This window comes from Chloroflexus sp., from assembly GCF_034431535.1.
Lineage (GTDB): Bacteria > Chloroflexota > Chloroflexia > Chloroflexales > Chloroflexaceae > Chloroflexus.
In genome coordinates this window covers 1-14,444 of record NZ_DAOUDC010000015.1, presented here as the reverse complement: position 1 = coordinate 14,444, position 14,444 = coordinate 1, and the positions used below count along the sequence as shown (strand labels likewise).

The 14,444-nt window shown below is 59.4% G+C and carries 13 protein-coding genes and 1 pseudogene; 6 read left to right on the top strand and 8 right to left on the bottom strand.

Features of this window, described 5'->3' with window-relative positions:
- The 3 genes and pseudogenes from U9R61_RS04250 to U9R61_RS04240 form a co-directional block, all read left to right on the top strand.
- Nucleotides 1–193, top strand: a pseudogene (locus U9R61_RS04250) (hypothetical protein); the annotation flags it as partial.
- Nucleotides 194–251: 58 nt separating this feature from the next.
- The gene (locus U9R61_RS04245; protein WP_322487580.1) at nt 252–2,561 is read left to right on the top strand and encodes a sialidase family protein; all 2,310 of its coding nucleotides are present in this window, start codon (nt 252–254) and stop codon (nt 2,559–2,561) included.
- 210 nt (nt 2,562–2,771) lie between these two features.
- On the top strand, nt 2,772–4,271 hold the full coding sequence (locus tag U9R61_RS04240; RefSeq protein ID WP_322487579.1) for a glycosyltransferase family 39 protein: 1,500 nt from the start codon (nt 2,772–2,774) through the stop codon (nt 4,269–4,271).
- A gap of 518 nt (nt 4,272–4,789) precedes the next feature.
- Here U9R61_RS04240 and U9R61_RS04235 read toward each other — a convergent pair.
- On the bottom strand, nt 4,790–5,431 hold the full coding sequence (locus U9R61_RS04235; protein ID WP_322487578.1) for a histidine phosphatase family protein: 642 nt from the start codon (nt 5,429–5,431) through the stop codon (nt 4,790–4,792).
- A gap of 215 nt (nt 5,432–5,646) precedes the next feature.
- On the opposite strand from U9R61_RS04235, the gene U9R61_RS04230 reads away from it, so the two are divergent.
- Together U9R61_RS04230 and U9R61_RS04225 are read left to right on the top strand one after the other, a co-directional pair.
- Complete coding sequence (locus U9R61_RS04230; protein ID WP_322487577.1) at nt 5,647–6,039, top strand: diacylglycerol kinase family protein; 393 nt, start codon at nt 5,647–5,649, stop codon at nt 6,037–6,039.
- 177 nt (nt 6,040–6,216) lie between these two features.
- Entirely contained in the window at nt 6,217–7,890 is a 1,674-nt protein-coding gene (locus tag U9R61_RS04225) for an AarF/ABC1/UbiB kinase family protein (protein ID WP_322487576.1), read from the top strand.
- 12 nt (nt 7,891–7,902) lie between these two features.
- Here the strand turns inward: U9R61_RS04225 and purN are convergent, their stop codons facing one another.
- Nucleotides 7,903–8,538 (bottom strand): phosphoribosylglycinamide formyltransferase, encoded by a 636-nt coding sequence (gene purN / locus U9R61_RS04220; RefSeq protein WP_322487575.1) that lies wholly within the window; start codon nt 8,536–8,538, stop codon nt 7,903–7,905.
- A 3-nt stretch (nt 8,539–8,541) separates the two neighbouring features.
- Nucleotides 8,542–9,786: a phosphoribosylamine--glycine ligase gene (gene purD / locus U9R61_RS04215; protein ID WP_322487574.1), complete on the bottom strand. Its 1,245-nt coding sequence runs from the start codon at nt 9,784–9,786 to the stop codon at nt 8,542–8,544.
- 93 nt (nt 9,787–9,879) lie between these two features.
- Here purD and U9R61_RS04210 point away from each other — a divergent pair, with 93 nt between their 5' ends.
- Nucleotides 9,880–10,341 carry a GIY-YIG nuclease family protein gene (locus U9R61_RS04210; protein ID WP_322487573.1) on the top strand — a complete coding sequence of 154 codons (462 nt, stop codon included), beginning with the start codon at nt 9,880–9,882 and terminating at the stop codon, nt 10,339–10,341.
- Between the two features lie 55 nt (nt 10,342–10,396).
- On the opposite strand, the gene U9R61_RS04205 is transcribed toward U9R61_RS04210, so the two are convergent.
- The 5 genes from U9R61_RS04205 to nrfD form a co-directional block, all read right to left on the bottom strand.
- Entirely contained in the window at nt 10,397–10,735 is a 339-nt protein-coding gene (locus U9R61_RS04205; protein ID WP_322487572.1) for a hypothetical protein, read from the bottom strand.
- An 18-nt stretch (nt 10,736–10,753) separates the two neighbouring features.
- The gene (locus U9R61_RS04200) at nt 10,754–11,989 is read right to left on the bottom strand and encodes a hypothetical protein (protein WP_322487571.1); all 1,236 of its coding nucleotides are present in this window, start codon (nt 11,987–11,989) and stop codon (nt 10,754–10,756) included.
- Between the two features lie 17 nt (nt 11,990–12,006).
- A complete protein-coding gene (locus U9R61_RS04195; RefSeq protein WP_322487570.1) occupies nt 12,007–12,624 on the bottom strand; it encodes a cytochrome c in 618 nt (205 codons plus the stop codon).
- A 9-nt stretch (nt 12,625–12,633) separates the two neighbouring features.
- Complete coding sequence (locus tag U9R61_RS04190) at nt 12,634–13,173, bottom strand: DUF3341 domain-containing protein (protein ID WP_322487569.1); 540 nt, start codon at nt 13,171–13,173, stop codon at nt 12,634–12,636.
- 12 nt (nt 13,174–13,185) lie between these two features.
- Nucleotides 13,186–14,444, bottom strand: a 1,259-nt coding sequence (gene nrfD / locus U9R61_RS04185; RefSeq protein WP_322487568.1) for an NrfD/PsrC family molybdoenzyme membrane anchor subunit, incomplete at its 5' end; no start/stop codon positions are given.

The following is a 14,444-nucleotide window of genomic DNA, read 5'->3' as shown; positions in this document are numbered from 1 at the left end:
GGGGCCGGGGTTTGCGCCGCGGCAGTGGCACGTGGTTGAGCTGGAGCTGCGCGGGGGCGCGCTGACGGTGCGGCTCAACGGCAAAGTGCTGATGCAGGCGGTGGACGCCCGGCCGCTGCCGGCCGGTCGGGTGGGGGTCTATACCCGTGCCCTCGGTGGGATCATGTTTGATGATCTGATCATTGCTCTTTAGATACGAGCATTGTCCATCGTCTCCGCATCCTACACTGAACGAATAAGGAGAAGACCGTATGGCACGCAGTATCTCCGTGAGTGCCGCCATCGTACTGCTGATCATCACCCTCCTGGTGAGTCTCCTTCCCCATCATTCCCAAGCTCAAGAAGGTGCTACCTTCGTGCGTGAAGTCGATCTGGTTGCCAGTAATACGAAATACCCGCAACTCGCGGTGAACGCCAACGGAGTCTACGTGAGTGCAACCGACGGTATCTCTGCGACCGAGCGAGGTATGGTGAAGCTGTGGGTGAAGGGTGAAGAAGATGGTGCTTTTCCCGCCCCGCTCCAGCTTGGCACCGTTGAAGCCGGTATTGCCCAAGATTGGGTGCAAACCGCCGTTGCAACCGCACCGACGGGTGAGGTGTACGTGTTGTGGATTGATCAAGCGGCCAAGAGCATTCATCTGCGCCGACGCGAGCCGGGTGGCAACTGGCATCCGGCGACGTTTGAAGTGATGCGTGATCATATCTTTGCCGTCGAGCCGGCCCTGGCCGTGCGCAGCAACGGTCAGCTCGTTGCCGCATGGCGTGACGATAAGAACATCAATTTCGCCTTTTCCAATGACCGTGGCGCAACATGGTCACCGGTCGGTATGATTACCGCGGTCGCTGCCTACAAGTCGCAAACGGCATTAGCTGCCGGTCCCAACGGTGAGCTGGCCATTACCTTTACCCGCGACACACCGCGTCCCCTCCATGTGATGGTCGCACTCTGGAACGGTACATCGTTCAATACCCCGATTGATGTCAACGGCAGCACATTGGCCGTCTTTGCCGATGCGAGTGTTTCCTTCAGTCCAGATCCCGCTCCGAATACCCGCATTGTCGTGGCATTTCGTGGTGCTGACGATGGCATCTTTATCGCTGAAAAGCCGGTAACCACCTTCGGTAGTTCGTGGTCGGCGGTGCAGATCATCGGTGGCAAAGGTGATGGTCGGGTGTCCGTCGACTATGATCAGCTCGGCAATTTGCATCTGACATGGATCAGGCAGGGGTCAAGCCGCAGTGCCAATCAATTGTTTTACACCGCTCGCCCGGCGGGGCAAGGGTTCTTGCCGGTGGTCAATGCACCAACTGTTGCCCCGGTATTTAATGCGTGGGGGAAAGCCCGCGCCGGCAGTCGAGCATATATGCATGTCGCGCATGAGATCTTTCAGGGTACCGTCCCCAAGCCGCGCTACGTGCTCTTCCGCGCGCCGGGTGGTCTGCCCGATTCGCCACCACTCATCGAAAACGGCGCTCCCATCGTTGGTGGAGTAGGCCGAAGCTCCGTGAATATCACCTTCCCCAATCTCCCGACGACGAACCTTCCCGATCAGGTGCGCTGGCGGTGGGATGCGCCACCGACCGATACCGAGAACGACTCTGGTGGTTGGCAACCGTTTGCCCCGACTGGTCCGACAAGTGTCTTGACTGTCCCCATTCCGGCGGCATTGCAGACCGACATCGGCTGTGTGGAACGTGTCTTGTACACACAACTCCGTCGCTCAACCGACGGTTTGGCCGGTCAGGTTCAGGCTGATGGTGTGATCGTCGATACTTCCGTATTGGGTGGTATCTTGATTGTCAATCCCTTCTCCCGCTGGAAGACTTCACCATTTACCTCGGTGACACTTGCCGATCTAATCGGTGAGGGCGGCGCGAGCGATGGTCACCCCGATTATACCCGCGTGCCGGCGCTCTTCGTCGAAGCACGTAGTCTCGGTGATTGTAGCGGGTTACAACGCTTTGCCCTTGCTCCCAACACGGTAACGTTGAACAGCGTGAATAATTTGGCGATTAGCAATGGTCGGTTTGCCAACGTGTTACCCTATCCCGGTACCATCGGTGAAGGCCCAATGCCGGTGGTCGTGCAAATGCAAGATGCCCTTGGCAATACGATGCAAGCCACGCGCACCTTGACCTACGATGTCACACCGCCGGTGCTGAACGGTGGTGCGCTTCAAGCACTCGCCATCCCTGCTGCGCCAACGATCTTGGTCGAGCTCCAATTTAGCAGCCTCAGTGTGACCGATAACCTCTATCCTGGTCGTGGGTTTTGGGGGGTGTGGCTGGCCAATAGCCGGACCTCGGTCGCCAATCCTGCCGCTGATCCCACGCTGGTGTGGGTACCGGTCGAAGTGCCGGGTGATAGCAACAATTTTAGTATCGTCTGGAGTCTGACCAGTGGGTTGTCTGCTTCACAATGGATCGCGGGCACGTACTATGTGTATGCGCGCGTGCTTGATGGCGCCGGCAATCCGAGCGCAACGGCCTTGCCGGTAGCAACCATCTCGATTGAACAGGTGACGTTGCCGCAGGTGATGCTCCCAATAGTGCTGCGATAACGTGACACAACAATGGTTTGGCTAACAGATGGACGCTCGAGCATAGCGTCCATCTGTTTGTTTTTTGCCGCATACCCGGCGCGCAATGCTTGCGGCAATTCGTCGTACAATAGCGCAAGCGTTGCTGACAGGATGGCGCAGGCGGGCCGCGTTCGTGCGTTCAATGCCCTGCGCTCGCGTGAAGTTGTTTCGTTCTCGTTGAAGGCGTGTATGCAAAGCTTCTCTCGCACGATGATGGTGAGTTTGGCGCAACGGATACAGGTTCTGTTTGCTGGCCGCGAGTTTGGGCTATTCGTGATCGTGTTGGTCTTTGTCGTGCTCTTGCCTATCAGCCTGCCACGGATTGCGCTGAGCGATGAGGTACAGTATTACGCGTATCTGCGTTCGCTGTACTTTGATGGTGATCTTGATTTTTATAACGAGTATCAGCACTTTGCCGCGATCGGGCTGCGCAATAACGATCCGGCGATCTTCAATGCCCTCCTGCGGCCTGATGCCGCCAATCCGAACCCGATCACCGGCAAGCTGCGCAACGTGGCCCCGGTCGGTTCGGCGTTGCTGTGGGCTCCCGGTTTTGTGCTGGCTGATCTGTGGGTACAGGCGGCCAATGCGTTCGGCGCGGCTATTCCCCGCGATGGTTTTAGCCAGCCTTACATTGTGGCCGTGTGTATGATGTCGGCCTTCTATAGCTTGCTTGGCCTGCTCTTGACCTACCGGCTCGCGCGAATCTATGCCGGTCAGTTACCGGCTTTGCTGTCTATACTCACTATCTTTCTCGCTACTCCACTGGTTTTCTATACCTATCTCGCCATGGCGTGGTCGCATGCCAATGGATTTTTTTTATTTGCTCTCTTTCTCACGATCTGGCTCCGTGGGCGTGAGGGGAACATCGGCCAAAGCGATGGGCGACGGCATTGGAGTGTCTGGTTGGCGTTGGGGGTGGTGGCCGGCTTGATGGTGATGACCCGCGAGCAGTTGGGTTTGCTGCTCATCATTCCGGCATTCGAGGCGCTGGCGGCCTATATTGGGGCATTGCGCCGCCGGCAATGGGCAGTGGTGTGCGAGTTGATTGCGGGCCATGCCGTGTTTGTCGGGGTTTTCATACTGGCGCTGACGCCGCAACTGGCCGCGTATTGGGTGCTCAACGGGCGGATCGGTCCCTCGACGACGGTGGGAAGTAAATTAGCAGTGGTGCATCTTGGTCCGTTTCCGCTCCTTGTTAGCCCTCGCTTTTTCGATACGCTCATTGATCCCGCTCATGGCGCGTTCCTGTGGAGTCCGATCCTCGTTGTCGCGCTCATCGGCCTACCCTGGCTCTTTTGGCGTGATGGCCCGTTGGCATTACTCCTTTTGATCGGTTTTCTGGCTCAAGTTTACATTAATGGTGCCTTCGGTACTACGTGGCATCTGAGTGGCTCGTTCGGGTTTCGGCGCTTGATCGAGTGTACTCCCATCTTTGTGCTTGGCCTTGCCGCGTTGCTGGCATGGTTGCAGCCGCGGCTAGGCTGGAAGCCGTTACTGGCCGGCGCGGCCCTCTTCGTGCTCTGGAACGTCGGCCTGATTGCGCAGTGGACGTTTGTCAGGCCAGCATTGCGCAAAGGTTTGATTTGGGATGGCATGCTCTACTACCAACTGCAAGTGCCGTTGCAGGTGCTGGGCCGGTTGCAAGATATTCTGTTTAACCGCTGCCGGTTGACAACCAATTGCTGAATGAGCGCCGTGGGGCATGCCCCACGGCGCGCCCTTGAGGGACGGACAGAACAGAAGGACTGGCAGCCAGCAATGGTATTTTGGCCTACGCACACTGTTCGCGCCCTGCGGTCATGATGCGTACCCTCATGTCATTGCGAGGGCGCGCAGCACCCGAAGCAATCTCCCGCTTCCGCGGGACGGATGCCTACACGGACTGAATAGGCCCCCTCTCCCGCGCCGATGGGTTGAGGGGCGGACAGAACGTGTAGTCGCCTACAACCGTTGATCGGGGTACAATGCCTCAAAGCGAAGCTCTCCGCTCCCCTCTCCTGCGCCAGTGGGAGCAGGGCTGGGGGTGAGGGCCACCGAGCAGGATAGCCACAAAGATCCTCAAACGATGTAAAAATATTTGTGCCTTTTGTGCCTTTTCGTGGCTATTCAGCCAGCTCGGCCTTGAAGGGTCGGGCTAGGGTTCAGATGTTCCATCCGCCCTTGAACGGTGCATCCCACGGTGGTAATGGCGAGAGGATGTCTCCCTACAAGGCGTGCTGTTGTTCGCGGGTCGTGGCCAATTGGCCGAGATGGCACGCCTCGCTCAGGCTGACGAGGTAGGGCAGATCATCGCCGTACTCGATCACGCTGATGCTGGCATTCGTCACCCAAATCCGGTTGATCCGATCCATGTTCATGCCGAGCGCGTCGGCCACCAGTATCTTCACAATCACATCGTGCGTGCTGATCAACACCGTCTTGCCGGCGTGTTCGGCATAGATGCGCTCGCGAAAATCGAGCACCCGCTTGAGCACGTTCGAGAAGCTCTCGCCCCCCGGCATTTGCGAGCGGGTCGGATGTTGCCGCCACTCGCGCAATCCGTCGGCGTACAGCTCCATAATTTCGTGCAAATACCGGCCTTCCCAATCACCGTGGTTGATTTCGAGCAAGGCATCGTCGTAGATCACCTCAAGGCCGGGGTGATGGGCGACGATCGCCTGCGCAGTGTGGGCGGCGCGTTGCAGGCGGCTGCTATAGACGAGATCGATCTTCTCATGGCGCAGTCGCTCGCCTAGCGCGGCAGCCTGCATCTGGCCTAATTCCGACAGTGGGGCGTCTTGCTGGCCTTGATAGCGGTTGATCCGGTTCCATTCACTCTCGCCGTGGCGCACAATAATGAGTCGCATAGTTGCCCTACCCTCACAATGCAGATCGCGAGCTGGTCAACGACGTTGTCTGTTGTTGTACCACACAGGCCCTTCGTCATCGTAGGGTTTAGCGGTGGCAACACGTTACAAACTTCGTCTCCAAGCCTCTCAGGTTAGCCGTGCAGCGCCATTATAGCCGAGGTGGTATCATTCGCGGCGTGAAGCTGTGCGTATCGTAGAGAGGAATGATCGCAATGGCGGCGCCAATTGATCGCAGCACTCGCCGTTTTCTGATCGCGTTTCGCTACGCCTTTGCCGGGATTGGTCATCTGTTGCGAACCCAACGCAATTTTCAGATTCATCTGCTCATCGGCGCTATCGCGATTGCGTTAGGGGTAACGCTGCAGATTGCGCGGTGGGAATGGGTTGCGCTGGCCTTGACCATCGGCATGGTGCTCGCCGCTGAAGGCTTCAATACCGCGATTGAGGCGACGGTTGATTTAGCGACCAGCGAGCGCCATCCGCTGGCCCGCATCGCCAAAGATGTCGCCGCCGGCGCGGTCTTGCTCTGCGCATTGACCGCAATTGTGGTGGGTGTGCTCATCTTTGGCCCACGGTTGTGGCTGCTTTGGGTTGTTTTGACATAATCAATTTCATTGCTGCAAGCTGCCGAAACTAGGGTATACTGAGCTTGTTCGTTACACGTGCTTGGTCTAGGCAGCGCGATGGCCCGCTGCCCAGACGTATCGCAAGGGGCGCGACGGCTGGGCCGAGCCGTCGCTCGAGCGCGACGGCCCAACGGGCCGCCGCTACTGGTGTCATCTATGTGGCCACTTGTCCGGCAGGCCCGTCATCTTGGCCGTTACCGTGAAATTACGCAGGTGCTGGTGTATCACGGTTTTGGCTATTTGGTCGATCAGCTCGGTCTTACCGCGTTGCTTTCCTTGCCGCGCCGCGCTATTCTACGCGCGCCGGCCCCGCCGCCGTTGGGCAGCGCCGAGCGGTTGCGTGAGGCGTTGGTTGAGCTCGGCCCGGCTTTCGTCAAACTGGGCCAAGCGCTCAGCACGCGCCCTGACCTGCTGCCAGCCGATATGGTGGCCGAACTGAGCAAGCTGCAAGATACGGTGCCGCCATTCCCCGGCGCGCAGGCGGTGGCGCTGATCGAGACCACGTTTGGCCAGTCGATCGACCGCTTGTTCGCTTCCTTCGAGCGTGAACCGTTTGCGGCGGCATCGTTGGGGCAAGTGCATGCGGCGGTCTTGCCCGATGGCACGCCGGTGGTGGTGAAGGTACAGCGGCCCGATATTGCCAATCGCATTCAAACCGATCTGGCGATTTTGGCCGATCTCGCGGTGCTGGCCCAAGAGCGGCTAGCCTTGGCTGCCCAATATAACCTGAGCGAGATTGTCTGGGAGTTTAGCGCCACGCTCCGCGCCGAACTTGATTATATCCGCGAGGGTCGCAACGCTGATCGCTTTCGCCAGATGTTCTATGACAATCCGCACATCTACATCCCGCGCATCTATTGGGAGTATACCGATACCCGCGTCCTCACCACCGAGCGGATAACCGGTATCAAGCTGAACGATATGGCAACGTTGCGCGCGGCTGAAGTGGATTTGCCCCGGCTGGCCCGCGTGAGCGTCGAGATTACGCTCGAAGAGATTTTCGGGCATGGCTTTTTCCACAGCGATCCGCATCCGGGCAATTTCTTCGTCATTGATGGCAAGGTGTTGGGTGTGGTCGATTTTGGGCAGGTTGGCATGCTCGATCACGCCACGATGCAAGGGTTGCTCTTGATGATGGGGGCGCTGATCAACCACGATAGCCAAAGCTTGCTGCGCGCACTCGAACGGCTCGGTGTGATTCCGCGCCGGGCGGCGACGGCGGCGCTGCGCCGCGATCTCGAACGGTTCGTCGATGGGTTTGTCGATCGCCCATTGGGCCAAATTTCGGCCCGCGAGACCTTTGATGGCTTAACGGCGCTATTGCGCCGGCACCGACTGATTATTCCCGGCCCGCTGGCCACCCTGCTCAAGACGATCGTGATGATGGAAGGACTGGGGATGCAGCTCGATCCCAGGCTTGATGTCTTTGCCGCGGCGCGTCCGTACATCCAGCGCGCCTTGCGTGAACAGATTACGCCAACGGCGTTGGGGGCGCAAGCGTTGGCCGGCGGGCGTGAGTTAGGCGAGCTGGCGTTTGAGATTCCCGAACAGATTAGCCAGAGCCTGCAACGCCTCAACGAAGGCGAGTTGCACCTGCAAACCCGTGAAGTGGAGTTGCGGCGGGTAGCCGGTGCGCTGATCGGCTCAGCGAACCGCGTGGCGCTGGCGTTGGTCGTATCGGCGTTTATTCTCGGCGTGGCGGTGCTGGTGGTGGCGATGCGGGCCTTTGAATGGTACGGCTGGTTGCCGTGGACGTTGTTGTTTTTCGGCGTGGGTGGGGTGGTTACCGGCGGGATCATGTTGACGTTGGCGTTGTTGCGACGGGAGTAGGGGCGCAGCGCGCTACTCCCGCCGGGTTTTACCCCCCAATAACCGGTTGACGGTGACCACGATCAACCGCCGCTCCACCACTTTGATCCGTTCGTGCAACGATTCGACCGTATCGCCGGGCATCACCGGCACTTCGGCGCTGGCTAAAATCGGGCCATCATCAACCCGCGGCGTCACCCGGTGGATCGTGCAACCGGTGACCGGCAGACCGAGGCGAATAGCGTCGGCCACCACGTGCGCGCCGCGCAGGGCCGGAATCACGATGCCGCTGCTGGTGGTGACAGTATCGCCGCCATCGGTGGGCAAGAGCGCCGGGTGTTGGTTGATGACCCGATTGGGAAACTGTTCGAGAAACGCTGCCGAGAGCACGCGCATAAAGCCGGCCAGCACGATCAGGTCTGGATCGAAGCAAGCGACCACGCCGGCCAAACGCCGTTCCCATTGCTGGCGCAGCGGGCCGCGCGGCGCGCTGAGCGGCACGTGCGCGGCGGCAATCCCGGCCTTGAGCGCCCGTTGCAAGCCGTATGCTTGGGCGCGGTCACTGACTACCAACGTCACTTCGCCGGCTAGCTCACCGGCAGCCTGCGCATCGAGCAGCGCCTGCAAGTTGCTGCCGCTGCCGCTCAACAACACCGCAATGCTTGGCACAACCTACTCCTGACCAATATCACGGCGGAAATGCTTGCCCTCGAAGCGGATCTGGTCGGCGGCGGCGTAGGCGCGTTCACGGGCTTGCCGCAAGCTTGAGCCGAGACCGGTGACCCCCAACACCCGCCCGCCTGCCGTGCAGAGGCCGTTCTGACCAACCGCAGTGCCGGCGTGGAAGACGAGCACTTGTTCCTCATCGAGCGCTTCGACGCCGCGAATGAGATCGCCTTTGCGCGGTCGTCCGGGGTAGCCGGCCGCGCACAAGACCACGCAGACCGCGTAGCCTTTGCGCCGGCGTAGCATGTCAGGCTTCAACTGGCCGGTGGCGCAGGCGTACAACGCGCCGAGGAAATCCCCTTCGAGCAGCGGCAAAACGGTTTGCGCTTCCGGGTCGCCAAAGCGGGCGTTAAACTCGAGCACCTTCGGCCCGTCGGCAGTGAGGATAATGCCCGCATAGAGCAACCCGCGAAACGGCGTGCCGCGCACGGCTAACTCGTTGACCACCGGTTGCATACAGCGATTGACAATTTCGTCGAGCAAAGCCGGCGTGACCTCATCAACCGGCGCAATCACTCCCATCCCGCCGGTATTGGGGCCGCGATCCCCCTCTTCGAGCCGCTTGTGATCACGGGCCGGCGGGAGCGGCCACAGCCGTTCACCGTCGCAGAGTGCCTGCACCGATACTTCACGCCCGTACAACCGCTCTTCGAGCAAGAGATGATGGCCGGCAGGAATCGTGCTCAGCTTGGCAATCGCATCGAGCGTCTCTTCCATGGTCTCGGCGACAATCACCCCCTTGCCTAGCGCCAAACCGTCTGCTTTGACCACCCATGCCTTGCCGCTCGTGCGGGCAAAATCAGCCGCTTCCGCCGCCGAAGCAAAGACGTGGCTTTGGGCAGTAGAGACGCCGGTCGCAGCCATAATCTCTTTGGCGAAGGACTTGCTGCTCTCGATGCGGGCGGCAGCGGCAGTGGGGCCAAACGCTGGAATGCCGGCGGCTTGAAAGGCATCAACGATGCCATCTGCCAGCGGGTTATCGGGGCCAACGACGAGCAGATCGATCTGCTCTTGGCGGGCAAGATCGATTAAGGCCGGGTAATCGTTGAGCGGGAAGGGGACGTTCCGGCCATACCGTCCGGTACCGGGATTGCCGGGAATGGTGAGCAGTTTGGTAAAGTTGGGTGAGCGGGTAATCTTCCAGGCCAGTGCGTGCTCACGGCCACCGGAACCTATCAGTAATACGTTCATAGGCTTGTCAATCACACTGAGCGGCGTCCTGCCGTACAATTGCTGTTCAGTATAGCATGGTTGCCGCGATTGGATGGCAAAAAGAGGTCTTTAATGCAGATCTTCTTGGTATCGCCAGCGCTGATCACGCAGATACCGGCGCTACGGGCGCGGGGCGCCTATCTCCTTCATTTCTGGTTGGCACAACCGCTGGCCCAGCTTGCGATTGGGCGATTAGGGCGTTTCGATCTTGCGCCGGGCCATTACTACTACGTCGGAAGCGCGTTTGGGCCGGGCGGACTGGCGGCGCGGCTCCGCCGGCATAGTGCTGTCGAGAAACGTGCGCATTGGCATATTGACTATCTCCGCCCTCATCTCGAATTGCGAGAAATGTGGGCAGCAGTGGCCGACGAACGGCTAGAATGCCGGTGGTGTGCCGTCCTTGCTCGATTGCCTGAGCTGAGCCGGCCAATCCCGCATGTTGGCGCGTCGGATACGGGATGCGGCGGGCATCTGTTCTATGCCGCGGAAGCGGTGGCGCATATTGCCGATCTATTGCGCCAAACAAACCGATAGGGGCCGGTTTCAAACCGGCCCCTGCTACCGCTACCTGCCATAGATCGTTGCTCATCTATCGCCGTACCGGCAACCCTCGCTCGACGATCAGATCCATCGCCCGATCAATCGGGATATGCACCTTGCCTTCCAGCGTATAGCCGTAGCTATTGAGCAACGTGCGCGCCTCGGTGACGTAGTTGCGGTACGTATTGCCTGTCACCGGGGCCGGTTGCGGCGTAAACGGAACTCGACCGGCCAACAGCACCACCAGACTCAGCACAAGAAACACCATCAAGCCAGCAATCATCAAGCGGCTTAGCGGCGGCTCAGCTTCTGCGCGCGCCGGGCGGGCCGGCTGCATCAGGCGTGGCGGCGCATACCGGGGCGCCGAATAGTTGGGGCGAAAGCTCATAGGCGTCTCTCCTCCGCGTTAGTGATGGCCGCTATTCTGCAACTGCTCCATATTGGGGTCGCGCAGCGGCAAGAGCGGCGCTTGTTGCACATTGGCAGCGAACAGAGCTACCACTAGCCCAATCAGGCCGATCGGCGCCGCCACATCGGTCAGGGTAATATCCCACAGATGCTCGCGGAACTCTGGCAGCACGATCCACGCCATATCAACGAAGCGCATAAAGATAATCCAACCGGCGATGGTGGCCAGCGTGCTCAAATTGCGCTTGGTGCCGCGGAACAGTAGCACAAAGAAGGGCAGCGCGAAAGCGAACAGCATCAATGCCAGCGCCACGAAGACCCAGCCGTGCTGTGTGCGGTGGACATACCACGGCGTAAACTCAGCCACATCACCCGACCAGATAATGACCAACTGGCCGTAAGACATATACGTCCACAACACGGTAAAGGCAAACATCAGCTTACCAATGTCGTGGATCGGCTTCACCGACACATACTCGCGGAAGAGGCTGGCATCGCGCACCCGGCTCATCATCAAGGCGAGGAACGCCAGCGTCATCAGGCCAGCATTCACCATGTAGTGCGCGCCGTAGATGGTCGAGAACCAGTGTGGATCGAGTGACATCGTCACATCGAACGAAAAGAAGGTCACGGTGATGACGAACAACGCGATACCGATGCCACTCAACCGGCGCATACGGGTCGCCAGCTTCTTGGCGTCGCCGCCGGCATCTTGCTGGCGCGACCAGCCGCGCAACGTGTAGGACAGCACCGTCCAGACCAAGAAGAAGATCGCGATCCGGGCCGTCACCCACAGCGGGCTCAACCACGGCACCTTGTGGGCAATGATCGGATCGAACTCGGCGCCGCTGGGAGTCACGATCTCAGGATTAGCCCATTCGTAGAGTGGATGCTCAAGGCCGAGCGACTTGTAGGTGTCGAAATAGCCCAACGCAATCGGAATAAAGAGCAGACCCATGATTGGCAGCGTCGCTGCGCCAGCTTCGAGCATGCGCCGCACGGTGACGCCCCATGCGCCGCCCGTAAGGTGCTGCACCATCAGAAAGCCGAGGCAGCCGAGCGGAATGGTCATCGCCACATAGTAGCCGTAAATGTACGACTCAAAAAACGAGGTTGGGTTGAGAAAATAACCGGCAACCAGCACGCCGATCCCAATCACAGCCGCGGCCAGACCGAGCACTTGCACCTGACCGAGCTGTGGGATGCGGGTCTGTGAAAGACTTGTCGTCGCCATGTGTCTAACCTTCCAGCCTAATTCCCCAGCCGCGTGCGTTCGGCAGGAGGCACATCATCAATGGTCGCATTCTGGCTCAACTGCAAAGCCCGAATATAAGCGGCAATCGCCCAGCGGTCTTCCGGCGTAATGCGCGAGGCATAGCTATACATTGACTGATAACCGCCATTATTGGGGTCGCCGCGGTACACGCCATTCGTAATAATCACAAAGAAATGGCTCAGCGGCGCTTCACGCAGACGCTGCTGGTGGAAGTTGGCCGGCACAATGCCGCCACGCTCGGCCACCATACTCGCTCCGTAGCCCGACTCGCCGTGGCAGACGGCACAGTAAATGTTATACTTCAGTTGCCCGCGGAGCAGTAAGTCTTTCGTCACCGGGAAGGGCATCGCATCCACTTCCTTGCCGTCGATTAAGCCGGTGTAGAGAAACTCATCGGTCTTTACCACCTCATACGGCGTCGTGCCCGGCACGTTGGGGCGCGACGAGCGGCCATCGGCGAAAAAGCTGCTCGGCTCGTAGGTCGTGTACTTCTGCTGATCGTACATGTCCTGATGGCAGGCAGTGAGCAGCAACACCAACAGGCCGATCCAACCGAAGCGAATCATGCGCGATGTTAGGCGAGGCGTCTGCATGGGCTTCCCTCAGTATGCGACCTCGGAGACCTGCATCGGGTTGAGCGAGCGCAGGAACTGCGAAGTGCGCGAACGATCGAACAACGGATCCGTTGATTCAATACACAGGAAGAAGGCGTCTTGCGACGCATACTGGAACCGGGGTACATTAAAGACCGGATGGTACGGAGCCGGCAGGCCATTGAGCACCACCATCCCAATCGCCGAAGCAAACGAGGCGAGCAAAATCCCGCTCTCGAAGGTAATCGGGATCATCGATGGCCAGTTGGTGATATCAAGCGGGCGACCGCCGATATTCAGCGGGTAATTGATCAGATTACCGATGTATTGCAAGATGAAACCGCTCGCCGCTCCAATGAGACCAAACAGCAGCACCAAGCGCGGCACGCCGGTATCGCCGTGGGCAATCTCCTCGATCACCTCTTCAATCGGGAAGGGTGAGAACGCATCCATTTTGGTATAGCCCGCCGCCTTAGCCTTGCGGGTCGCTTCGATCAGGGCTTCTGGTGTGGGAAACTCGGCCATCACGCCGTAGACATCGTTGCGCATCGTTCTACTCCTCTAGTCTGCCGTGGCTGCACCGTGAGCCGGGCTGTGATCGTGGCCGTGGCCGTGTGCGCCATGTTCTGCTCGCCGCTTCGCCTTCTCTGTCTCTTGATGGAGGAACAGCCGCATCTCAAAGATGTTGATCATCGGTAAGACGCGGATGAAGAGGAAGAGCAGAGTAAAGAAGAGACCAAAGGTACCAAGGTAGAGCGACCAGTCCCAAATCGTCGGGATGTAGATATCCCACGACGAGGGCAAGAAGTCGCGTTCGAGCGAGATCACGATGATTACGTAGCGCTCAAGCCACATGCCCACGCTCACGATGAGTGAAATGATGAGCAAGGCTGGGATATTCTGGCGCACCTTCTTAAACCACAGGGGTTGAATAGCTACCGCGTTGCAGAAGAGCAGGCCCCAGTAGGCCCACGAGCTTGGCCCGAACAGACGGTTGTAGAGGAGGTATTCCTCGTACTCATTACCGCTGTAGAGCGAGGCGAAGACCTCCATAAAGTAGCCGTAGACGACGATCATCCCGGTGGCGAGCATCACTTTCGCCATCACATCGAGGTGGTGGATGGTGATGTAGCTCTCGAAGCCGTAGAAGGTGCGCACCGGGATCATCAGCAACAACACCATTGCAAACCCAGCAAACACGGCGCCGGCCACGAAGTAGGGCGGGAAGACCGTGACTTGCCAGCCGGGGACTTGCGAAATGGCGAAGTCGAGCGAAATGATCGAGTGAACTGAGACCACCAGCGGGGTCGAGAGACCGGCCAGCAGGATCGAGGCCATCTCGTAGCGGTGCCAGTGGCGGGCCGAGCCGCGCCAGCCGAGGGCCGCAATGCCATACAGGCGCTTGACCCAGATGTTCTTGGCGCGATCACGGAGTGTTGCAAAGTCGGGAATCAGACCGACCAGCCAGAACACCAGCGACACCGTGGCGTAGGTCGAGATCGCGAACACGTCCCACGCGAGTGCGCTGCGGAACTGCGGCCACATGCCGTGGGTGTTGGGATACGGAATCAACCAGTAGAACAACCACGGCCGGCCAAGGTGCAGGATCGGGTAGAGACCGGCGCACGCCACCGCAAACAGCGTCATTGCTTCGGCGAAGCGGTTGATCGAGTTGCGCCAACCCTGATTGAGCAGCAACAGAATGGCCGAGATAAGCGTACCGGCGTGGCCGATACCGATCCACCACACGAAGTTGATGATGTCCATGCCCCAGCCGACCGGGATATTGATACCCCAGATACCGACGCCGCGGATGAACA

Bases quoted from the DNA above. Each gene is read 5' to 3' on its own strand.
- U9R61_RS04245 (WP_322487580.1), top strand. From the start codon at position 252: ATGGCACGCAGTATCTCCGTGAGTGCCGCCATCGTACTGCTGATCATC.
- U9R61_RS04240 (WP_322487579.1), top strand. From the start codon at position 2,772: ATGCAAAGCTTCTCTCGCACGATGATGGTGAGTTTGGCGCAACGGATA.
- U9R61_RS04235 (WP_322487578.1), bottom strand. From the start codon at position 5,431: ATGCGACTCATTATTGTGCGCCACGGCGAGAGTGAATGGAACCGGATC.
- U9R61_RS04230 (WP_322487577.1), top strand. From the start codon at position 5,647: ATGGCGGCGCCAATTGATCGCAGCACTCGCCGTTTTCTGATCGCGTTT.
- U9R61_RS04225 (WP_322487576.1), top strand. From the start codon at position 6,217: ATGTGGCCACTTGTCCGGCAGGCCCGTCATCTTGGCCGTTACCGTGAA.
- purD (WP_322487574.1), bottom strand. From the start codon at position 9,786: ATGAACGTATTACTGATAGGTTCCGGTGGCCGTGAGCACGCACTGGCC.
- U9R61_RS04210 (WP_322487573.1), top strand. From the start codon at position 9,880: ATGCAGATCTTCTTGGTATCGCCAGCGCTGATCACGCAGATACCGGCG.
- U9R61_RS04205 (WP_322487572.1), bottom strand. From the start codon at position 10,735: ATGAGCTTTCGCCCCAACTATTCGGCGCCCCGGTATGCGCCGCCACGC.
- U9R61_RS04200 (WP_322487571.1), bottom strand. From the start codon at position 11,989: ATGGCGACGACAAGTCTTTCACAGACCCGCATCCCACAGCTCGGTCAG.
- U9R61_RS04195 (WP_322487570.1), bottom strand. From the start codon at position 12,624: ATGCAGACGCCTCGCCTAACATCGCGCATGATTCGCTTCGGTTGGATC.
- U9R61_RS04190 (WP_322487569.1), bottom strand. From the start codon at position 13,173: ATGCGCAACGATGTCTACGGCGTGATGGCCGAGTTTCCCACACCAGAA.